Consider the following 25,458-nt stretch of genomic DNA (forward strand, 5'->3'; position numbering starts at 1 on the left):
GGGCCAGTCCCGATCACGTCGCAAGGGATGGTCGGATATCTGGAGAAGATATCCGATGAATTATTGTCGACTAAGCATGGCACACGTCGGTTTCGACGACGGGCATGGCGGTGTCGAATTCACTTCGCGCCCTTGTAGGAATGGGTAACAATTCCTGATTCAGATGACGTAGTTTGCAATTGCCATGCCATTGCCATGCTTCTCTATAGGAACACCTGGGAGGTGGCGCGGCGTGCCTGCGGCCGCCGAAACGTCTGGCGTCGACGGGTGAGCCTGCAGCCGTCTGTAGCCGGATCAGCACCGTAGCCGAGGATGTCCTGCGCATCATCGATGTGTCCAGTTCGGGCAGTTTGCACCGAATCCCTTCGATGGCAGGAACTTTTGCGGAGTTCTCGGCATCCGTGTGACAGGATCGAGCGCGGTCCACGCGGCCGCTTCCTGCGAACCAAAGATCGAAACGCCCGCCTTCCGCAGAGGTTTGAGGGTTTGGTGTGTCTAGACTGAGCGCGAATGCTGTTAGATAGCTGATCGTACGTGGACCTGGACGCTCATCCGCAGTCCAAAAGTCCTGCTTTTCGGATTTGAGATGTTGGAAAACATCGGTAAATGAGAGGTGGGTGGTCGCCGTACAAGGCCGGTCGGCGCTCGGTTCGGCTTCCGGGGCGCGGACGGAGTGGGTTACACGCGGTACATGATCGGCGCGTTCGGGAGCAGGGGTTCGCGCCGCTTCGACGTAGACGAAGTGCATATAACGGCAAATGTCGGACACGGGCAGGGTGGCGTTGTACCGCCGTGCCTCCGTGCCTCCGAGTCTGAATGAGGGGTCATAGGATGAATCTGCAGTCAGCCGGAACCGGCGACCACGATCTGGGTCTGATTCCGCTCTCGAGGGCGCAGTACGGCATGTGGTTCGCGGACAACATGCCCGGCGGACCGGCTGTCAACATCGCGCAGTACGTCGAGATCGAAGGCCCGGTAGACCTCGATGCATTCAGCCGGGCGGTGAACAAGGCCGGGCATGAGACCGAATCCCTGGTGGTACGGGTAGTCGAGTCCGACGGTCGCCCATACCAATTCGTCGACCGCAGCATCGTCTACGACGAGTCTGTGCTGGATGTCAGTGGTGCGGACGATCCGTTCGCGGCGGCGATGGATTGGATGCGCCACGACTACAACACCAAGGCTGTCGACCTCAGCCGTGACCGCCTCACCGCGATGCGGCTCATCCGGCTCGCCGAAAACCGGTACCTCTGGTACGGGCGTGCCCATCACCTCGTGATCGACGGTTACGGCGCGTTCAATGTCGTGAGCCGGATGGCCGAGCACTACAACGCTATCGTCGAGAACAGGCCCCCTGCCCGGTTGGTGGCGGCCGGCTTACGCGACGTCATCGAAGCGGAGCGCGCATATCGCGCCAGCTCCCGGTTCGAAAACGACAAGGCGTACTGGCTCGACAAGGTTGCCGACCTTCCTACGCCGGTGAGTCTGTCCGGCCGCACCGCGCGCGCGAGCAAAGTCGACCGCGTAGCCGGCAATCAGCTTCCGTCGCGGTTGTCCGAACTGCTCGATCGCTTCGCTGACGACCTGGGAGCATCGCCGGCGCAGGTCGTGGTCGCCGCGTTCGGGGCGTTCCTCGCCCGGATGACACGTACCGACGATGTGGTGCTGTCGATGCCGGTGAGCGGGCGAGTAACGAAGCGCCTGCGCAATGCCGCCGCGATGTTGGCGAATATGGTGCCGATTCGATTCACCATCGATGCGACCACGACCGTCGAGGAGTTGGTTCGCGCTTCGGTGTCCGAACTCGTCTCGGCGATGCGGCACCAGCTCTACCGGTTCGAGGATCTGCGCCGCGACTCGAACGCGCTGGACGCGGCAGCGAACTCATTCGGTCCGATCGTCAATATCCTGTTCTTCGACTCGGAGATTCGCCTCGGGTCGGCCGTCGGCCGATACCGGGCACTGACTTCGGGGGCGCTCGACGACCTGCAGCTGAACTTGTACCGCTCCGGTGCCGATGCGCCGCTGCTGATCGAACTGCACGGCAACTCGAATCTGTACGGCCAGGAAGAACTCGAATCGCACGCAGACCGGTTCATCGAGTTCCTGCAGCGGATGATGGTCTCGCCCAGAGAAACCCCTATCGTCGACATCCAGCTCCTCGACCCCGTCGAGCAGCTGCGAATCGTCGAGGAACTCGCAGGCCACGACGGCGAATCGCCCTCCGAGACACTGGTGGATCTGCTCACGCGACAGGCTGCGGCTACACCGTCCGCGGTAGCCGTCACATCGGGCGCGACTGCCCTCACCTACCGTCAGCTGGACGAGCGGTCCAACCGGTTCGCACGCAGGCTCATCGCCCTCGGCGCGGGGCCGGATTCACTGGTAGCCATCGCGATGCCACGGGATGCCGATCTGATCGTCGTCGTGCTGGCCGTGCTGAAGGCGGGCGCAGGGTATCTGCCGTTGGACGCGGCTCATCCGGCCGATCGGCTCGAATACGTCCTGAACGATGCCGATCCGGTCGTTGTCGTGACGAACCGGAGCATGCGCGAGCACGTGCCGGGCGATCGCCGCCGCGTGGTGCTGTTCGACGATGTTATCGCTGACGACCGCGAGGATGCCTCGGGTCCGATCACTGATGCCGATCGGACCGCCTCGCTGGGTTCCGACAACCTCGCCTACGTCATCTACACGTCGGGATCGACCGGTCGACCGAAGGGGGTGTCGATACCCCATCGCGCTGTCGCCAGCTACTTGGTGAACGCGTGTGCCGAGATCGGAGTCCGATCCGACGACGTCTGGACGTTCTTCCATTCGATCGCGTTCGACTATTCGGTGTGGGAAATATTCGGCGCGTTGGTCACTGGTGGCCGTGTCGTCGTCGTGGACAGCCTCACCACGCGTTCACCCGACGACCTCGTGCGCCTCGTGGCCCGCGAGAAGGTGACCCACTTCAACCAGACGCCCTCGGCATTCAATCAATTCGCCTCCGCACAGCAGCGGTACGTGCAGGCAGGCGAGCCCGATGGCGAACTCGTCCTTCGCCTGGTCTACCTCTCGGGCGAAGCTCTCAACCCGGCGGCATTGGCGGACTGGTATGAACACAACCCGAACCTGCCCATGCTGGCCAACAGCTACGGGATCACCGAAACCACGGTCATCCTCACCTATCTCGGCCTGACACCGGACATCGCCGTGCCGGGTGCGCCGAGCACGATCGGCCCGCCATTGCCGGGTGTGCGGATATATGTCCTCGATGAGCAGTTGCGCCCGGCTCCGCTGGGAGCCTGGGGCGAGATCTATGTCGCGGGAGGCCAACTCGCCCGCGGCTATCTCAACCGACCTTCGTTGACCGCGGGACGCTTCGTCGCCGACCCGTTCGGCAAGCCGGGCGAGCGCCTCTATCGCAGCGGCGATGTCGCACGATGGAATCACCGCGGCGAGCTGGAATACCGCGGCCGCGCCGACCAGCAGGTGCAGCTGCGCGGGTTCCGCATCGAGTTGGACGAGATCCGCAACGCGCTGTTGACGCACAGCGCTGTCTCGGCGGCGGTCGTTGTCGTGCATCTCCCTGGCACGGAGGCGGCACGGCTCGTCGGATACGTCGTGCCCGCCGGCGACATGGACTGTGCTGCCGACTCCCTTCGCGCCCACGTCGGAACACTGCTGCCGGAATACATGGTGCCGGCGAGCATTGTCGTGTTGTCGGCGTTGCCGCTGACAGTCAACGGCAAATTGGACCTGCGTGCGCTGCCGGAACCGGTGTTCGATTCGGCCGCGGCGTATGTGGCTCCGCGTACGGTGGTCGAGGAGTCGATCGCCGACGTCTTCGCCGAGGTTCTGGGTACGGAGCGGGTAGGCGTGCTGGACAGTTTCTTCGAACTGGGCGGTAATTCGCTGACCGCGACCAGTGCCGCCGTGCGCATCGCCGAGGTGACCCGATGCGACGTGTCGGTCCGCGATCTGTTCGGTAGACCGACTGTCGCCGAACTCGCCGCGCATATCGAGGATGGGCACCGCCCCAACCGGCCCGCGCTCAGGGCGGCCCAGCGGGTCGAGCCGCTGCTACTGTCGCCCGCGCAGAACAGGATGTGGTTGGTCAATCAGGCCGACCCGGCGTCCGCGGCGTACAACATTCCGCTGGTGGTGCAGTTGACCGGACGCCTCAACGCCGCGGCGTTGCGTGCGTCCCTGACGGACGTGATCGATCGGCACGAGTCGCTGCGCACGTTCTATCCTGCCGTGGACGGGGAAGGGACACAGGTCATTCTGTCGGCCGAGCAGGTTGTCGCCGAACTCGATCTGACCCCGAAGCCGACCGACAGCGACGATATCGTGAACCGGATTCGCGAGCTGGCGTCGATCGGGACCGACGTGCGCGAGCGTCCGCCGATCCGGGTCGCGCTGCTGGCGACAGCCGACCGTCTGCGTCATGTTTTGGTCGTCGTCCTGCACCATATCTGCTGCGACGGATCATCCCTCCGACCACTCGCGGCCGATGTCGCGACCGCCTACGGGGCGAGGTCAGAAGGAAAAACGCTGGACTGGCAGCCATTGACGGTGCAATACGCCGACTACAGCATCTGGCATCGCAGCCTGCTCGGCGACGAGAACGATCCGGACTCGCTCGCGTCACGTCAGTTGCGTTACTGGGCAGAGCAGCTGGCGGGAATGCCGCCGGTGCTGGAACTTCCGGCCGACCGTCCGCGTCCAGCCCGCCAGTCCATGCGCGGCGACGTCGCGGACACCGTGATCCCGGCCGACACCTTCGCGGGGATCGAGCGATTGGCTCGCACGACGCATGTCACGACCTTCATGGTCGTCCATGCCGCGCTGGCTGTTCTGCTTTCTCGCCTGTCGGGCTCATCGGACATCACCATCGGCACGCCGGTCGCGGGGCGGGGCGAACGCGCGCTCGAACCGCTTATCGGTATGTTCGTCAACACTGTGCCACTGCGCACCGAGGTCCGTGTCGACGAATCGTTCACCGCGTTCCTGGCTCGGGTCAAAGAGATCGATGCCGATGCCTTCGCCTGCAGCGACCTGCCGTACGAACGCGTCGTGGAGGAACTCGATCCGAAACGGTCCATGGCGTACGCACCGCTGTGCCAGGTGTATCTCGCTTTCGAGAACATGGACCGCGCGAGCTTGGAGCTGCCTGAACTCACGGTCGAGATTCTGGATCCAGGGCCAGAGCCGGCGAAGGTGGACATCATCGTCACTGTCGCCGAAAACGCCGCCGCCGGTGGCGATGTCGCACTGCGGATCAACTATGCGACGGATCTGTTCGACCGGGGGACGGTCGTGGAGCTTGCCGCCCGATTGAATCGGATCCTCGAGGCGTTCGTGGCAAACCCGCAGGCACCGGTGGGTGGTGCGGACTTGTTGTCGGTGGGTGAGCTGCTGGCGTTGGTGCCTGCGTCAGGTGGTGCGGCGGAGAGCCCGCGGGTGTTGGCGGAGTTGTTGTCGGTGGGGGATCCAGGGGCGACGGCCGTGGTGTCGGGTGAGCACGTGGTGTCGTACGGGGAGTTGGATGCCTGGTCGAATCGTGTGGCGCGGGTCTTGATCGAGAGGGGCGTGGGCCCCGGTGATCAGGTCGCGCTGGCTATGGCGCGGTCGGTGGAGTTCGTGGTCGGATTGTGGGCGGTAACCAAGGCGGGCGCCGCATTCGTGCCGGTCGATCCTCGGAATCCGACCGAGCGGGTCGCGCATATGATCGCGGACGCCGATGTGCGGTTCGCGATCACGGTCGAAGCATCGCGGAACCTGCTTCCTGACCAGGTCCAACAGTTGGTTCTCGATGACCTGGACACCGAGGGCTTTATCGCGGCGCGCTCCTCGGCGGTGGTGACGGATGCGGACCGGGTGCGGGCATGCTATGTCTCGGACACTGCGTATGTGGTGTACACGTCCGGGTCTACAGGCACCCCCAAGGGTGTTGCGGTCACGCACGAGGGGCTGGCGAACTTCGCGGCTGAGCAGCGCGAACGCTACCGGGTCGTGAGTTCCTCGCGGGTGTTGCAGTTGGCGGCCCCGGGCTTCGACGCGGTGGTACTGGAGTTGCTGCTGTCCCATGCGAACGGTGCCGCGTTGGTCGTGTCGCCGCCGGAGGTCTTCGCCGGCGCGAAGTTGGCGGAGTTGATTCGCACACAGCGGGTGTCGCATGCATTCGTGACACCGAGTGTGTTGGCGACGATGTCGCCTGCCGGATTGGCTTCGTTGCAGGTGCTGGTAGCCGGTGGGGAGGCGGTATCGCCGGAGACCGTCGCGGTGTGGGCGCCGGAACGTCGGTTGTTCAATGGATACGGACCGACCGAAACCACGATCATGGTCGCGATCAGTGACCCGCTGCGAGTCGGCGACCCGGTCACGATCGGTGGTCCGATCCGCGGTGTCGAGGCTGTCGTGTTGGATGCTCGGCTGCGGCCGGTCCCGGTCGGGGTGACGGGGGAGCTTTGCTTCTCGGGTACGCAACTGGCCCGTGGATACCTCAACCAACCCGCCGCCACAGCCGCCACGTTCGTCGCCAATCCTTACGGTCCTGCCGGTACTCGCATGTACCGCACCGGTGACCTGGCACGCTGGACACCCGATCACACCCTGGAATACCTCGGGCGCACCGACTTCCAAGTGAAAATCCGCGGTCAACGTATCGAGCTCGGCGAAATCGAAGCCGTCCTCGCCGGTCACCCCGATGTGTCGGCAGCGGTGGCAGTGGGCGTGGCGACGGACGGCGGATCGAGACTGGCCGCGTACGTGGTGCCCGCGAACGGCGCCATCGACAACGGGGAGCTGTTGAACTACGCCGCGCAACGCTTGCCGTCGCACATGGTCCCGGACGCGGTCATGGTGCTCGATACGCTGCCGCTGTCATCGGTGGGCAAGGTCGACCGTGCGGCGTTGCCGGAACCGGTGTTCGCCACCACCACCACAGAGTTCGTCGCGCCGCGTGACGCGGCCGAGCAGGTCGTCGCGGATATCTACGCGGGAGTTCTGGGAATCGAACGAGTCGGCGTGCTCGACAGCTTCTTCGATCTCGGCGGCAACTCGCTATCTGCTACCCGGGCCGCAGCGCGACTGAGCGCCGCCTTCGGCGTCGATGTTCCATTGCGCGCGGTATTCGAGGCGCCGACCATCGCGGCGTTGGCGGAGAATCTTCGGACCGCCAACGCGGTCGAGCGGGAACCTCTTGTGCCGCAGGAGCGCCCGGACCGGATTCCGCTGTCGCCCGCTCAGGCGCGCATGTGGTTCCTCAACCAGTTCGACACCAGCTCGCCGGTGTACAACGTTCCGCTGGTCGTACGCATGTCGGGAAATCTCGAGGTGGCTGCCATGCACGCGGCAATCGCCGATGTGCTCGACCGACATGAATCACTCCGGACCATCTACCCGGACAGCGACACCGGACCGCACCAAATGATCGTCCCGGTGGAAGCGGCCTTGCCCCGGTTGGCCCCGGTCGTGGTCGCGGAGAGCAACGTCGAGGCGTGCATCGCCGCCGAAGTGGCGGTCGGATTCGACGTCACATCCGAGGTTCCGTGTCGGATCACATTGCTGAGCAGCGCACCGGGTGACCACATCCTGATTCTCGTCGTTCATCACATCAGCATCGACGGGTCGTCGCTCGCACCGCTCGCCGCAGACCTGATGACCGCGTACCAGGCCCGCGCTCGGCAGCGGGCGCCGCAGTGGGCGCCGTTGCCGGTGCAATACGCGGATTACGCATTGTGGCAACGAAAGTTGCTGGGCACCGAGGACGACCCGCATAGCCCGACCGTCGCCCAGACCGGGTATTGGCGGGCGGCTCTCGCCGACCTGCCCGAAGTGCTCGACCTGCCCACGGACCGTCCACGGCCGGTGAAGCAGTCGTTCCGCGGCGCGACAGTGTCGGCGGCACTGCCTGCCGATCTCCACCGTGACGTGGTCGCGCTGGCCCGGCGCCACGACGCGACAGTCTTCATGGTGACGCACGCGGCGTTCGCGATCTTGCTCGCGCGGCTGTCGGGGACCGGTGACATCGCGGTCGGCACGCCGATCGCGGGTCGCGGTGAGCCCGGGCTCGACGGCCTGATCGGAATGTTCGTCAACACGCTGGTCCTGAGGTCGCAGATCGAGCCGGGCGCCTCGTTCCTCCACGTTCTGGATCAAGTCCGGGCTGCCGATCTGGCCGCGTTCGAGAACGCCGACATTCCGTTCGAGCGCCTCGTCGAGGTGCTGAATCCGCCGCGCACGACTGCACACGCACCGTTGACGCAGGTGGGATTCTCGTTCCAGAACATCGAGATCCCCACCGTCGAGTTCGATGGCCTGACGGTTTCGGCCCACATGGCCGACCCGAGCGTGGCCAAATACGACCTGCATTTGAATCTCGTCGATGCCACCGAGCCGGGCGGTGAACCCGGCGACATGGCAGTCGAATTCAGTTACGCGACAGACCTGTTCGATGAGGCCACGATCATCTCGATGTTCGACCGCTACCTGCTGCTGTTGCGCGCGGCCGTCACCGATCCCGCGCGCGCCATCGGTGATATGGACCTGCTGACCGCACACGAGGCGCGTGAGCTCACCGCGCGATCGACAGGTGTGACGACCCGAGCGTCGGCCTCGACGATCGCGGACTTGTTCGCCGCGCAGGCAGCGGCGACGCCCGAGAGCACGGCCGTGCTCGACGAGGAGAACGGCGCCCGGCACAGTTACCGTGAGTTTGCGGCGCGGGTGAATTCGCTGGCCAGAGTGTTGATCGGACGCGGGGTAGGCCCGGAAACCGTTGTGGCCGTGGCGATGCGGCGCTCTGTCGACCTGCTGACGACGCTGTACGCGATCCATGCCGCAGGTGCGGCCTATCTGCCCCTGGATCCGGACCACCCGGTCGATCGAGTGCGTGCCGTCCTCGCTGCCGCGCAGCCGACCGCGGTCCTCACTCGCCTGGTCGACATGGCAAATCTGCCCGACAACGTGCCGGTGTGGGTGCTCGAGGAGCTCGACGCCGGGCACGCGGATGCGTCGATGGTGACGGATGCCGATCGGACTCGGCCGCTGCATGCGGATGACCTGGCCTACGTCATCTATACCTCCGGCTCGACAGGTGTGCCGAAGGGCGTGGCGATGCCGCACGCCGCCGTGGTGAATCAACTCCGGTGGATGCGCGATCACTACCGGCTCGCCGACGACGACGTCATGATGCTGCGAACGCCGGTCACCTTCGACCTTTCGGTCTGGGAACTGTTCTCCGCGTTGACATGTGGTGCATCGTTGGTTGTCGCGGGTCCCGACGCGCACAGCGATCCGAGCGCTGTCGCCCGGCTGATGGCCGAGTATCGGGTGACCACAGCGGATTTCGTGCCGTCATTGCTCTCGGCATTTCTCGAGGTGGCCGCCTCTCGCGAGTTCCCGAACCTTCGGCGTGTGATGTGCATCGGCGAGGCGCTTCCCGCCGACACTGTCCGCCGGTTCCGGGACCTCAGCGATGCGCGCATCGACAACCTCTATGGGCCGACCGAGGCCGCGGTCAGCGTGACCGCACACCGAATCGACGCGCTCGACGGCATCGCGGTGCCGATCGGCGTCCCTGAGACGAACGTGGTCGTCCATGTGTTGGATTCGCGGCTGCATCCCGTGCCTATCGGAGTCACTGGTGAGTTGTATCTGGGGGGAGTCCAGCTCGCCCGCGGATACCACGAACATCCCGGTCTGACGGCGGCGGCGTTCGTCGCCGACCCCTTCGGTGGTGCGGCCGGTTCTCGCCTGTATCGCACCGGCGACCTGGTTCGCTGGGACGAGGACGGAAGCCTGCGATATGTCAGCCGCGCCGACTCGCAGGTGAAGGTTCGCGGCCTGCGGATCGAACTCGGCGACATCGAAGCCGCGCTGCTCGCACACGAGCAGGTGAGTGCGGCCGTCGCGCAGGTGCGCACCGATCGCGGCGAGCAGCGCCTGATCGCCTACGTGGTGGCCGAAGAGGCACTCGATGCCAAGCAGGTTCGGGGCTTTCTGCTGGAACGACTGCCTGCCTATATGGTGCCGTCACCGGTGGTCCGGGTCGACTCGATCCCACTCACGGCCAACGGCAAGGTCGACTACAGAGCGTTGCCCGTGCCGGATCCGAGCACCCAGGAGTCGGAGTATCGAGCGCCGCGGGGGCTCGTCGAGCAGACCATCGCCGGGGTTTTCGGCGAGCTGTTCGGTCTGCCCGAGATCGGCGCGGACGACAACTTCTTCGACCTGGGCGGAAATTCGCTCATCGCGACTCGCGCTCTGAGCCGCGTCGGCGACGTCCTCGACGTGTCCATACCGGTGCGAGTGATATTCGAGGCCCCCACCGTCGCCGAGCTGGCCGAGCGTATCTCGCAGTTGCGAGCGGTGCCGAGTCTTCCCGCGCCGACCCGGAATCCGCGGCCCGATCGCCTTCCGCTGTCGCAGGCACAGACCCGGATGTGGTTCCTCAACCAGTTCGATCCCGACTCGGCCGGATACGTTGTGCCGCTCGCGATTCGGCTCGACGGTGTCCTCGAAATCGATGTACTGGCAGCGGCGGTCGGTGATGTCATCGAGCGGCACGAGAGCTTGCGCACCGTCTATCCGGCAGTCGACGGCACGCCCACGCAGGTCGTGCTGGACGCGGCCGACGTCGTCGCGACGTGCGATCTCACGCCGCAGCCGATCGGTGAGCGCGAGCTGACCCGCCGGTTGGCCGAGTTCACGAGCCTCGGATTCGATGTGTCGAAGGGCGTGCCACTGCGCACAGCGCTGTATCAGCTGTCCGACACGACGTGGACAGTGGCGTTGGCCGTGCATCACATCAGTTGCGATGGCTATTCGGTGGCGCCGCTGGCCGCCGATATCGTGACCGCTTATCGGGCGCGGTCCAGCGGGAACCCCCCGGACTGGGCGCCGCTGCCGGTGCAATTCGCCGATTACGCTCTCTGGCAGCGCGAGGTGCTCGGCTCGGCGGACGACCCGGATTCGCACGTGGCCCGCGACATCGCCTACTGGCGAACCCAACTCGCGGGCATACCCGATCTGCTCGAGCTGCCGACCGATCGGCCGCGGCCGATCGAGCAGACCCAACACGGCGCAGTGTTGCACGTCACAATCCCAGGTGAGCTGCAGGGACGGGTGGAGTCGCTGGCGCGTCGAGCCGGCTCCACGACGTTCATGGTGGTGCACACGGCTCTGGCCGTGTTGCTGTCGAGGCTGTCGGGCAGCGACGACATCGCCATCGGTGTGCCCCATGCGGGACGCGGCGACAGATCGCTCGACAACCTCGTCGGAATGTTCGTCAACACCTTGGTGATGCGCACCCGGATCACGCCCGAGCAGACATTCATGAGCTTGCTGAATGAGGTGCGGCGCACCGACATCGAGGCATTCGACCATGCCACCGTTCCGTTCGAGCAGTTGGTGGATGCGCTGAATCCCGCGCGGTCGACAGCGCACACGCCGTTGTTCCAGGTACTGCTCGCCTACCAGAACATGGCGCAGGCTCGCGTCGAACTTCCGAATCTCACCGTGGAGAACGTGGACCCGGGTGACAGCGCCGCGATCTACGACCTGATGCTCATGATGACGGAGGGACACGGCACACACAACGAGCCGACCGGCATGACGCTGCGCCTGACATATGCCACGGACCTGTTCGACGAGGACTCCGTACGGCGCTTCGCCGATCAATTCGTCCGCGTTCTGCATGCCGCCGTGGCCGATGCCGATTCGGCCGTCGGTGAGCTCGAGCTGCTCGATGCCGCAGAGCGGCATCAGGTGCTCGAGCGATGGAACGACACCGCAGGCCCCGCGGTGCAAGGTCGCACCCTTGTCGACGCCTTCGACGAACAGGTCGCACGCACCCCGGACGGTGCAGCGATCCGCTTTCCGGACGGCAGCACGTTGACCTACCAGGATTTCGACACCCGCGTCAATCGTGTGGCCCGGTGGCTCATCGCGCGCGGTGCGGGACCGGACACCGTTGTGGCGGTGGCGATCCGCCGATCGGCCGAGCTCATCACGACGCTCTACGCGGTAGTGAAGGCAGGCGCCGCGTTCCTTCCGATCGACCCGGATCATCCGAGCGTGCGGATCGCCCGCGTGCTGCGCGCGGCGCGGCCGCTGATGGTACTCACGACATCCGCGGACGGCGAGGAACTGCCAGGTGGATTCGAGTCCGCTCGGATCGATCAACTGGACGTGACGGGTCTGTCCGGTGCCCCGATTGCGGATGCGGAACGCCGGACACCGCTTCGGTCCGACAACCTCGCCTACGTCCTGTTCACCTCCGGCTCCACCGGCGTCCCCAAGGGGGTCGCCCTGACCCATTCCGCGACCGTGAGTCAGTTGGCGTGGGCGCAGCAGCAATGGCCGCACGGCGCGTCCGACGCGGTGCTGTACAAGACTCCGATCACGTTCGACATCGCCGTGTGGGAGTTGTTCTGGCCACTGCAGACCGGTGCGCACATCGTCGTCGCCGAACCCGACGGACACCGCGACCCGGTGTACATGGCAGGCGTTATCGCAAGTCATGAGGTCACCACGGTGCACTTCGTCCCGTCGATGCTCGATGTTCTCCTCGAATCCACCGGTGGTGCACAGCTGCCGTCGATCCGGCGGGTATTCGTCGCGGGTGAGGCGCTCGCGCAGCGCACTGTCGATGCTGCGGCGCGCGTGTTCGGGAATGCGGATCTGGTGAACTGGTACGGCCCTGCGGAGGCGGAGGTCGTGACAGCTCAGCGATGCCTGACGGGTGTGACGACCCCCGCGACCGTCCCGATCGGTGCACCGGTGTCCGGCATGAAGGTCTACGTGCTGGACCCGCGGCTGCGACCGGCGCCGGTCGGTGTCGTCGGCGAACTGTACGTGTCGGGTGTCCAGCTGGCGCGCGGTTATCAGGCGCGTGCCGACCTCACCTCTGGTGCCTTTGTCGCGCACCCGTTCGGTGCGCCGGGCGAACGCCTGTATCGCACCGGTGACCTGGTCCGGTGGACGAAAACCGGGGAGCTGGAGTTCGTGGGCCGCAGTGACTTCCAGGTCAAGGTGCGCGGTCAGCGAGTGGAACCGGGTGACGTCGAAGCGGCGCTGTACGCGGTTGCGCACGTCGCGCGTGCTGTGGCTGTCGTGTCGGCGGAACGAATCGTCGGATATGTGACGCTTGTGCCGGGCGCGGTGACCGATGGCCGCGCGATTCGCGACCAGCTCACTCGCTCGCTGCCGTCGTACCTGGTTCCGGCCGGTGTGCAGGTGCTCGATTCGATGCCGCTCACCGCGAACGGCAAGCTCGATCGGGCCGCGTTGCCGCAGCCGGTGTTCGATGACGGCAAGGAATTCGTGTCGCCTCGCACCGATCGCGAAGTGGCACTTGCGAATGTGGTTGCCGAGATCACGGGCGCCGATCGGGTGAGCGTGACGGCGAACGTTTTCGAGATCGGTGTGAACTCGCTTTCCGCCGCGCAGATCGCGGCGCGGGCCGAGGCAGCTCTCGGTGTCGAGGTCGGCATCCGTGACATCTTCGACGAGCCGACAATTGCCGGATTGGCCGAACGGATCGCGATGCGAACCCGTTCTACGGTGAATTCGCTGGCACCGCGTCCACGCCCCGCAGCTGTCCCATTGGCGGCGGCTCAACGCCGGATGTGGTTCCTCAACCAATTCGACACCGCATCGGCGGCATACAACATTTGTTTCGCGGCCCGGTTGACCGGCTCGCTGGACGTCGATGCGTTGCGCGCGGCGTTCCTCGACGTGGTGAACCGGCACGAACCATTGCGGACGGTATATCCCGCTGTCGACGGGGAACCGTGTCAGGTAGTCCAGGATGGCGCGGCGATAGCGGCTGACCTGGTGTTGGATCCAGAGCCGGTCGTCGACGAGACGGAGCTGGCCGACCGGATCCGGAATGCCGTCGGGGCAGGTTTCGATATCGCCGAATCGGCGCCTGTGCGGGCGCGGCTGTATCAGACCGGCGCCCACGATCATGTGCTGGTGCTCGTGGTCCACCACATCGCGGCGGACGGCTCGTCGATGGCGCCGCTCGCCCGCGATGTATTCGCCGCGTACCGGGCTCGTGCGAATGGTCTTGCACCGCAGTGGGAACCGTTGGAAGTCCAGTATGCGGACTACGCGATGTGGCAGCAGGAGATGCTCGGTTCCGAAGACGATCCGACGTCAGTGACCGCGCGGCAGATCGCGTACTGGACCGAGGTGCTCGGCGATGCCCCGGAACTGCTCGGCCTGCCGACCGATCGGCCCCGGCCCGCCACGATGTCGATGGCCGGTGGCAACGTTCGCTTCGGCATGCCGGCGCGGCTGCACGACGACATCGTGCGGCTGGCCCACCGTTCGGGCGTCACTGTGTTCGTCGTGCTGCATGCGGCGTTGGCGATCCTGTTGGCTCGCACCGCGCACAGCGAGGATGTCTCGGTCGGAACCCCCGTCGCCGGTCGTGGCAGGCGGGAGTTGGACGATCTGGTCGGCATGTTCGTCAACACCGTGGTGTTGCGTACGCAGGTCCGCGACGACCGGTCGTTCGCGGAACTTTTGGCGGAGGTGCGCGGCGTCGACCTGGAGGCGCTCGCACACGCGGATGTGCCCTATGAACGGCTGGTCGACGTCCTCGGTCGTCCACGATCGACCGCGTATTCGCCGCTGTTTCAGGTGATGTTCGGCTTGCAGAACACGCGCGCCGCACGGTTCGAGCTGCCCGGTGTCGGTGTCGAAATCCTCGACCCCGGCATTGCGCAAGCCAAGACCGACCTCACCGTGTTGGTGAGCGAACGCATGGACGGCGATCGGCCCGCCGGAATCGACGGCGAGATCATCTACGCCACAGATCTGTTCGTCGAATCGACCGCCGAATCGCTCGCCGAGCGGTTTATCCGCGTCCTCGAAGCGGTCACCTCCGATCCGACCCGGCCGGTAGGGGACATCGGGCTGCTCAGCGCCGAGGAGGCCGAACGCCTGCTTCCGGCACGCGGCGGCGACACCATGCGTCCGTGTCTGCTTCCCGATCTGCTGGCGTCGACCGTGGCAGCAGACCCCTCCGCGATCGCCCTGATCGGGGACACCGAGACCATCACGTACGGGGAGCTCGACCGTCGAGCCAACCAGCTGGCCCGTCACCTGCTCGCCGGGGAGGTCGGACCGGGAGCGTTTGTTGCGCTGGCCGTGCCGCGGTCGGTCGACTATCACGTCGCCATGTGGGCGATAGCGAAGACCGGCGCCACGTTCGTCCCGGTGGATCTGCGGTATCCCGCGGAGCGGATCGCGCACATGGTGAACGATTCCGGTGTCGAAGTCGGGATTACGCTCGCGGCTGCCCGCACATCGCTGCCGGGCGGTGTCCGATGGCTTGTGCTCGACGACCCGCGTTCGGCCGCCGGGACCGCAGCCCATCCCGGCGGCACGGTCACGGATGCGGATCGCCCACGCGCACTGCAGATACAGGATGCGGCGTATGTGGTGTACACGTCCGGATCGACCGGAACCCCGAAGGGTGTCGTGGTCACGCACGAGGGGCTGGCGAACTTCGCGGCCGAGCAGCGTGATCATTATCGGGTGGACCGCACATCGCGTGTGCTGCAAGTAGCGGCGCCCGCCTTCGATGCGGTCCTGCTCGAGGCGTTGATGGCGCATGCGGCCTGCGCGTCGTTGGTGGTGTCGCCACCGGACGTGTTCGGCGGCCAGGAGCTGGCCGAGTTGATTCGGACGCATCAGGTGTCGCATGCGTTCCTGACACCGAGTGTGTTGGCGACGATGTCGCCGGCCGACCTCGAGTCGGTGCGGATGCTCGCCGTCGGCGGCGAAATGGTGGCTCCGGATCTCGTCGCCGCCTGGGCACCGGGCCGGCGGTTGCACAATATCTACGGCCCGACGGAGACGACGATCGTGATCACGATGAGTGATCCGGTCGAGGCCACCGACGTGATCACGATCGGCGGTCCGATCCGCGGTGCGGAGGCTATGGTCCTGGACGGCCGGTTGCGGCCGGTCCCGGTCGGAACAGCGGGCGAACTGTACCTGTCGGGTGCCCAGTTGGCGCGCGGGTACCTGAATCGGCCTGCGACGACCGCAGGTGCGTTCGTGGCGAATCCATACGGTGGTCCGGGTTCCCGGATGTACCGTACCGGCGACATCGTCCGCTGGACCGCAGAGCGCACGCTCGAATACATCGGTCGTATCGATTTCCAGGTCAAGATTCGTGGCCAGCGGATCGAACTCGGCGAGATCGACGCCGCGCTGCTCGCGCATCCGAGGGTGGCCTCCGCTGTGACGGTGAGTCGCAGCGGACCGGGCGGGCAACCTGTGCTCGCCGCGTACATCGTGCCGGAACTCGGAACGGTCGTCGAACCGAGCACCGTACTCGATCATGTGGCTGCCGTGTTGCCCACGCACATGGTGCCCTCCACAATCACGGTGCTCGACCGCATGCCGCTCTCCTCGACCGGCAAGGTGGATCGAAAAGCGCTGCCGGAACCCGTCTTCGAGATCGCCGGAGATGATGCCGTCGCGCCGTCGACCGACCTGGAACGCACTATCGCCACCGTCTTCGCGGACGTACTCGGAATTACGTCGGTCGGCGCGACAACCTCGTTCTTCGCCCTCGGCGGTGATTCCATCATGTCGATCCAGTTGGCGTCCCGACTGAAGTCCGCAGGTGTCATCGTCACTGCTCGGGACATCTTCGAGCGCAAGACCGTTCGCGGGCTGGCGCGAGTGGCCGAAGCCGCTGAACGGGTGTCGCTCGAGGAGTTGCCCGGGGGTGGTGTCGGCGAAATCCCGTTGACGCCGATCGTGTCCTTCTTCACCGATCGACTCGGGGCCGCCGATCGGTTCGCCCAGTCGATGCTGGTGCGCTTGCCGCGGGCCGCGCGAGTCGAGGACGTGACCGCGACTGTGCAGGCGATCCTCGAACGGCACGGCATGCTGCGCTCGAGGCTGCGTGAACGACGGCTGGACGTGCTGCCCGAAAGCGCCGCCGATGCCGCGGGTTCGGTGTCGAGCCGCACATTCCGTGCGGACCAGGTTCCAGGCAGCGACGGTTTCACCGCCGTGGTGGAAGCGGCATTGGCCGAGGCATCCGACCGTCTCGATCCAGCCGAGGGCCGAATGCTGCAGGTCGTGTGTCTGCTTCCCGGATCGGGCGTCGATGCCGATGCCCGTGCCCTCATCGTGATTCATCACCTGGCTGTCGACGGTGTGTCATGGCGAATCCTGATCCCCGACTTCGTGGCCGCCTGGCAGCAGATCACGCAGGGGCGACCGGTGGAGTTGCCCGCGGAGGGCACATCCATGCGCCGGTGGGCGCACGCGTTGGCGACTGCCGCTGCGGGTCGCGTGGACGAGTTCGAGCTGTGGCATCGGATGAGCGCGGGGGCCGATCCACTGCTCGGCCGTGCGGTGTTGGATCCCGCCGTCGACACCCAGTCGACTGTGCGGCATCTGGCGGTGTCCATCCCGCCGGAGGTGACCTCGGCGTTGCTCGTCGCGCTGCCCGACGCTGTTCGCGGCAGCGTCGACGATGCGCTACTGGCCGGTCTCGCCGTGGCGGTGACACGCTGGCGCAGGCGGCGCGGTGTCGCACATGCGGGCGTGAAAGTCATGCTCGAGGGCCATGGCCGTGAGGAGCAGATTGCCGCGGGAGCAGACGTCTCACGCACCGTGGGTTGGTTCACCAACGCGTATCCGGTTGCGCTCGACCTGAGCGGAATCGAGGACGCTGACCTGTGCGCGGCGGTGAAGTCTGTGAAAGACCAGTTGCGCGACATCCCCGACAAGGGGATTGGTTACGGTCTGCTGCGCTATCTGAACACCGACACGGCCGACCGGCTCGCAGCGTCGCCGGAGCCGCAGATCAGCTTCAACAATCTCGGCCGCGTCGGTGTCGATCTCACAACGCTGTCGGATGTCGCGTGGATTCCGACCGACGAGCAGTTCGATCGACGGGCGGCATTCGATCCGGAAATGCCTGCGGCAGCCGCCATCACGATCGACGTGAACCTCGTGGACGCGGAGGCCGGACCTGAGCTGTCGGCGCACGTGGGCTACGCCTCGCGGTTGCTCGACCACGATGACGTGGCCGAACTCGTCGGCGAATGGGTAGACGCCGTGACCGGGATCGCCACAGCGGCCCGCGCGAACGATGACTGGGGACTCTCCCGAGCAGACGTTCCGCTCGTCGATGTCACCCAGTCCGACCTGGACGCGTTCGCCGACCGGTACGGACCGCTGTCCGACGTGTGGTCGCTGGCGCCGTTGCAGGCGGGGCTGCTGTTCCACGCCGAACTCGCCGCAGGCGAACTCGACGTTTACACGGCACAATCGGTGCTGGCCCTGGCCGGCGAAGTCGACGAGAGCCGGTTCGAGCGTTCTGCGACAGCCTTGCTCGAGCGCCATCTCAACCTGCGCGCCGCCTTCACCCGCACGGCCGACGGCGTTCCTGTGCAGGTTGTTCCCGCCGACACCGCCGTGTGCTGGCGCAGCGTCGATTTGACCGACAGCCCGATGGAACTGGATGAGCTGATCGCGGCCGAGCGGGCGGTCACATTCGATCCCGCGGATCCGCCGCTGTTGCGATTCCTGATCGTTGCTATAGCGCCGCAAGACTTCCGGCTGGTGTTGACGGCACACCACCTCCTGCTGGACGGCTGGTCGTTGCCTCTGCTGTGGCGTGAGCTGATCGGCCTGTACGCGGTGGACACTCAGGCGGATCTGTTGCCTGCGGTGGCGTCGTACCGTGATTACCTGGAATGGCTGGACCGGCGCGAGTGGTCCACAGGCATCGAAGCCTGGCGAGATGTGCTGCGCGATTTCACCGAACCCACGCTGATCGCGGACTCGCGTACGGACACGACCGTAGATATACCGATCGATCTCGCGATTGTTCTCGATCGCGCCGTCACGGCGGAGTTGGTGGAGTTCGCTCGGGCACAAGCGGTGACGATGGCGACGATTGTGCAGTTCGCCTGGGCGGTGGTCCTGGGGAACCTGCTCGGCGTCGAACGTGTGGTGTTCGGTAGCACGGTCTCCGGGCGTCCCGCCGAACTGCCGGGCGTGGAGTCGATGATCGGCCTGTTCATCAACACGGTTCCGATTGGTGTGAACGTGTGCCGGGACTGGACCATCGAGGACGCGCTGAACCGATTGCAGGCGGACAACACCCGTCTGCTCGACCATCACTACGTCGAACTGTCGCAGATCATGTCGGCCGTGGGCGCTGCCCAGTTGTTCGACACGCTTGTCGTCTTCGAGTCGTATCCAGTCGACAGTAGCGGCCTCGGCGACGCCGACATCGACGGTATGCGGGTGGTCTCGGCGGAAGGAAGTGACGCTGCGCACTACCCGATCACCGTTCAGGCGCACCAGACCGACGAGTTGCACGTCCGAATCCGCTACCAGCAGTCCCGTATCGATGCGGTGACGGCGTCCGGTCTTGCCGCCCGCGTCGAAACCGTTCTGCGCGCTATCACGACCGATCCGCAAGCGCGGCTCGGCGCGGTCGACCTGTTGTCGGCTGGTGAGCGGTGTGAATTGGTGCCGGCCTCGGGTGGTAGTGCCGAGGCGCCGCGCGTGCTGCCGGAGTTGCTGTCTGCCGGCGTGGATGTGAACCCTGCTGCGGTGGCATTGATTTCGGGCGAGCGCACGGTGTCCTACGCCGAGTTGGACGAGTGGTCGAACCGGGTGGCGCGCGAGTTGATCGGTTGGGGTGTCGGCCCGGGGGATCAGGTTGCGCTGGCGATCCCGCGTTCGTTGGAGTTCGCGGTCGGGGTGTGGGCCGTGACCAAGGCGGGCGCTGCGATCGTGCCGGTCGATCCTCGGAACCCGGCCGAGCGCGTCGCACACATGATTGCGGACTCCGGCGTGCGGGTCGCGATGACGATCGAGACATCGCGGAACCTGCTTCCTGACCGGGTCCGGCCGATGGTTCTCGACGATCCGGACACCGAGGCGTCGATCTCGTCTCGATCGTCGGCGATTGTTACCGATGCGGATCGCGTGCGTGCGCTGCATGTTCGGGATGCGGCATACGTGATCTACACCTCGGGTTCGACCGGGACGCCGAAGGGCGTTGTGGTCCCGCACGAGGGGTTGGCCAATTTCTCGGCCGAGCAGCGTGACCGTTTCCGGCTGGACAGTGGGTCGCGGGTGCTGCAGGTGGCGGCTCCGGGTTTCGACGTGATGGTTCTCGAGGTGCTGTGGGCCCACGCGAATGGCGCTTCGCTGGTGGTGCCGCCGGCGGATGTGTTCGCCGGCGCGGAGTTGGCGGAGTTGATACGCACGCATCAGGTATCGCACGCGTTCGTGACACCGAGTGTGTTGGCGACGATGTCGCCTGCCGGATTGGATTCGTTGCAGGTGCTCGTGGCCGGTGGGGAGGCGGTATCGGCCGATACGGTCGCGGTGTGGGCGCCGGGGCGGCGGCTGTTCAACGGGTACGGGCCGACCGAGACCACGATCCTGGTCGGAATCAGCGGCCCGTTGCGTGTCGGCGAGCTGGTCACCATCGGTGGGCCGATCCGTGGTGTCGAAGCTGTCGTGCTGGATGCATGGTTGCGGCCGGTGCCGGTCGGGGTAGTGGGGGAGCTGTACGTCGCAGGTGTGCAGCTGGCACGTGGATATGTGAACCGGCCTGCGACAACGGCGGTGGCGTTCGTGGCGAATCCGTTCGGTGCGGCGGGCGCACGGATGTACCGCACCGGCGACCTGGCACGCTGGACCACCGATCACACCCTCGAATACCTCGGCCGCACCGACTTCCAAGTCAAAATCCGCGGTCAACGTATCGAACTCGGCGAAATCGAAGCCGTCCTCGCCGGACATCCCGGGGTAGAACACGCGGTCGTCGCGTTGCGGAAGGACGAGCGCGGCATCGACCGCCTCGTCGGCTACCTCGTCAGCGACGAGGATGTGGATCCAAGCGACGTCAGGGTTACCGCACGGTTGCGGTTGCCCTCGCACATGGTGCCCGACGCGTTCATGGTTCTCGCCGAACTCCCGCTCACCACGACCGGCAAGCTCGACCGCCTGGCGCTTCCCAAGCCGGAATTCTCGGACGGCCGGGAGTGGATCGCCCCGCGCGACGATACCGAGCGGCGCGTCGCGGAGGTGTTCGGGAACGTCTTGGGCATCGAAAGGATAGGAGCAACCGACAGCTTCTTCGACCTCGGTGGCAATTCGCTGTCGGCAACGCGGGCGATTGCCCAGTTGAGCACGGCACTCGAAGTGAGCATCGGTGTCCGGGACCTGTTCGAAGCATCTACTGTCGCCGAGCTCGCCGCTCGTCTGGCTACTTTCGATCGGAGCGTTCGAGTACCGCTGATACCACGAACTCGGCCTGCTCTTGTGCCGCTTTCGCCTGCACAACAGCGGATGTGGTTCCTCAATCAGTTCGACACCTCGGTCGGCGCATACAACATCCCGCTGGTGATTCGGCTCAAAGGCGAGCTCGACATCGATGCGTTGCGGCGTGCGTGCGAACTGGTCATCGACCGGCACGAGTCGCTTCGCACCAAGTTCCCGATGACCGACGGAACGCCTCATCAGGTCGTGGTGCCGGTCGAAGACGTCGCACCGGTACTGACTCCGGTCGGGGTTGACGAAGAGAATGTCATGGAGCGGGCCGCCGCCGCCGTCTCGGCGAGCTTCGATGTGACACAGGCGCCTCCGTTGTCTGTCGAGGTGTTCGCCCTCGGTGCCCGTGATCACGTTTTGGTGATCACTGTGCATCACATCTGCGCCGACGGACAGTCGATGATGCCGCTCGCACGGGACGTGGCAGCGGCCTACCAGGCGAGTAGGGAAGGGACAGAGCCGATGTGGCCGGTCCTTCCGGTCCAGTACGCGGACTACTCGTTGTGGCAGCGCGAGGTGCTCGGCGATGAGCACGATCCCGACTCGCTGATGTCCCGACAGCTGCGATTCTGGAAAGACACGCTCGGCGGGCTGGCCGAGTTGCTCGAGTTGCCGACCGACCTGCCTCGACCACCGGTCGCGTCCATGCGCGGCGCCGCAGTCGAATTCGAGATTTCTGCCCAGTTGCGGGCGCGGATCGACGCGGTCGCGCGCGAGGCGAACGTGACGGCTTTCATGGTCTTGCACGCCGCGTTGACCGTCCTGCTGTCCAGGCTGGCAGGCGTCGACGACGTCGCGGTGGGCACACCGGTGGCCGGCCGCGGGGAGCGCGAACTCGACGATCTGATCGGCATGTTCGTCAACACGGTCGTGTTGCGGTCGCGGGTGTTGTCGCAGCAGCCGTTCGCTGAATTGCTCGTCGCGACGCGTGAGACGGACCTGGCCGCGTTCGCACATGCGGATGTGCCCTTCGAGCAGATCGTCGAGGCACTGAATCCGCCACGGTCCACCGCGCATCTTCCGGTGTACCAGGTGATTCTCGACGTCCAGAATCTGAGTAAGGCCGCGTTGGAGCTGCCGGGCCTCACCGTCGAGCCCGTCGAGAACGGTTTCGAGCAGGCGCAGGCGGACCTGAGCGTGAAGCTTGTCGAACGGTTCACCGACCAGGGGCGTCCGGCCGGCATGATAGGACGACTGACCTTTGCCACCGACCTCTTCGTCGAGGAGACGATCAGTCGGTTCGCGCATGCGTATGTGCGGATCCTGGAGGAGGTGACCGCGAATCCGCGGGTCGTGGTCGGCGATATCGATCTCGTGGATCCGGTGCAGCGGGGCGAATTGCTGGCTGCGGCCGGGGACGACGGCGTCGGGGTCACGGACGCGACGCTCGCGGAGCTGTTCGCTGCCCGCGCGGTCGCACAGCCGAATGCGGTTGCGGTTACTCATGGTGAGTCGCAGCTGACCTACGCGGAGCTGGATCAGCGCTCCGCCGTGGTGGCCGCTCGGCTGACCGAGCACGGCGTGGGACCGGAATCGCTGGTGGCAGTGGCCTTGCCGCGGTCGATCGAGCTGATCGTGGGCCTGCTCGGAGTGCTGCGAGCGGGCGCGGGGTATCTGCCGCTGGACGTGGCCTATCCGCAGGAGCGATTGCAGTTCATGCTCGACGACGCAGGCCCGGCAGCCGTATTGACGTCGGCTGACATGGTGTCGGCGGTACCGGAGTACGCGGCGCCGGTGGTGCTCGTCGAGGATTGCGTGGACGCCGTCGCTAATAGTTCCGATCCGGTGGTGTCGGGTGTACGCCCGGACAATGTCGCCTACGTGATCTACACCTCGGGGTCCACAGGCCGCCCGAAGGGGGTCGCGGTGAGCCATCGAGAAGTGGTCACGTTGTTCACCAACGCGGCCGAGCGATTCGACGTCGGCGCCGGTGACGTGTGGACGATGTTCCATTCGTACGCTTTCGATTTCACGGTCTGGGAAATCTGGGGCGCATTGCTGTCCGGCGGCAAACTGGTCGTTGTCGATTACGACACGTCCAGGTCGCCGGAGGCGTTGGTGGACGTCGTGGCGCGGGAGCGCGTGACGGTGTTGAGTCAGACCCCGTCGGCGTTCTACGGGTTCGCCGAGGCAGAGCGTGTGTATCAGGAATCCGGTTGCCCTGCTGGCGATCTCGCTTTGCGATATGTCGTTTTCGGTGGTGAAGCGTTGGATGCGTCGCGGTTGACCGGCTGGTTCGCGGCGCACGAGCCGAAATCGCCGCGATTGGTGAACATGTACGGGATCACCGAGACGACTGTGCATGTGACATTCTGCGAGGTCGGTGCGGCGGGTGTGGCCGGGATCGGATCGCCGCTGCCAGGATTGCAGGTGTATGTGCTCGACGACCGGCTGCATCCGGTGCCGATCGGCGTCGCTGGGGAAATCTATGTGGCAGGTGGCCAACTTTCGCGTGGCTACCTGGGAGCTCCGGCGTTGACGGCGGGTCGATTCGTGGCGAACCCGTTCGATCCGGATGGTGTCCGGTTGTATCGGTCAGGGGATGTCGGCCGGTGGCGGAAGACCGCGACCGGGCTGGAGCTGCTGTACGTCGGCCGGGCCGACGCGCAGGTGCAGTTGCGCGGTTTCCGGATCGAAATGGGAGAGGTGGAGTCGGCGCTGCTCCGCCATCCGCTCGTCACACGGGCGGCGGTGGCAGTGCATCGTCATGATCGTGGCGTGGATCAGCTGATCGGTTATGTCGTGGGTGTCGACGGTCAGCAGGTCGATCCGGGCGAGGTCCGGGAGACCGCTGCTCAGGTGTTGACGAGCTACATGGTGCCGTCGGCGATCATGGTCTTGCCTGAACTGCCGTTGACGGTCAACGGCAAACTCGACCGAAAGGCATTGCCCGCTCCCGATTTCGACGTACCGGCGCATGAGTTCGTCGCGCCCCGGACTCATACGGAGAAAGTGATCAGCGACGTTTACGCCCAGGTCCTGGGAGTCCAGCGGGTCGGGGCATCGGACGGGTTCTTCGACCTGGGTGGCAATTCGCTGCTGGCCACAATGGTGGTGACCGAGCTGCGTGCTCGCGGTGTGACGATCGCATTGCCGTGGATGTTCGACGATGCGACGCCGAAGGCGTTGGCGGTCAGAGCCGACGACGCTGAGGGCGGCTCCGGTCTGCAAGTGTTGCTTCCGCTGCGTGCGAGCGGCCCGAAGCCCGCGGTATTCGGCGTGCACCCTGCGGGCGGGTTGGCGTGGTCCTACGGCGGCGTGGTCGAACATCTGCACAAGGATCGGCCGATCTACGGCTTGCAGGATCCGCACGTGGTCGAGGGCGAACCACCTGCGGACTCCGTGGACGAACTGGCCGAACGCTATGTGGCCGAGATTCGCCGAGCACAGCCGAGCGGCCCGTATCACCTGCTCGGATGGTCGTTGGGCGGTGCGATCGCGCATGCCATGGCGGTACGACTCCAGCGCGATGGTGAGCAGGTCGGCATGCTGGCCATGCTGGACAGCGCCGCCGGTTCCGAGGAGGAGCTGGCCGCGTCGACGATCACCACCGAGGAGGAGGCCGCGCCCGGACAGTTGATGGCCGACCTGCTCGGCGGCTGGCGAGAGCTGTTCGACCTCGGCGACGAGGTGACGGCGGAGACCCCCGAGCAAGCATGGGCGGTCATTCGTGACCAGGTGACCGGAACCGGAATGTTCACCGCCGACCAGGCCGATCGGGTGATGGAGAGCTTCGAGACCGCGAGCGGCATCGCGCACGACTACCGGCCGGGAGTCTTCGACGGAGACCTGGTCTTCTTTACGGCAGGAAAAGACCGCGTAGACCACGATGCTGTGGCACAGACGTGGCGACCTTACATCGCGGGCGATATTCACAACATGGTCGTCGACGCTCGTCACCTCGAGATGACCCACCCGTACGCACTGTCCGTCGTTTGCCCGATCCTCGAAAGGTTCATGAACGAATGCTGACGACTCTTCGGCAACTCCGGCTCGACAACCGCAGGACAGTCGCCTGCACAAGCCCGGCTGAGGCACGGATGCTGTGGGGCGAGATATCGCGGTGATGACCCCGGCCATGGCTTGATGCCGGTCGCGGGCGGCGCGATGGGAGGCGCGCCG

At 65.7% G+C, this 25,458-nt stretch carries 1 protein-coding gene; it reads left to right on the top strand.

Going from position 1 to position 25,458, the window contains the following annotated elements:
• Window positions 1-831: 831 nt before the first annotated feature.
• Window positions 832-25,308, top strand: a complete 24,477-nt coding sequence (locus AB4Z47_RS07280) for a non-ribosomal peptide synthase/polyketide synthase (RefSeq protein ID WP_441948921.1) — start codon at window positions 832-834, stop codon at window positions 25,306-25,308.
• Window positions 25,309-25,458 lie beyond the last annotated feature (150 nt).

Origin of the sequence: Nocardia sp. 2TAF39 (assembly GCF_052114905.1) — a bacterium.
GTDB lineage: Bacteria > Actinomycetota > Actinomycetes > Mycobacteriales > Mycobacteriaceae > Nocardia.

Bases quoted from the DNA above. Each gene is read 5' to 3' on its own strand.
- AB4Z47_RS07280 (WP_441948921.1), top strand. From the start codon at position 832: ATGAATCTGCAGTCAGCCGGAACCGGCGACCACGATCTGGGTCTGATT.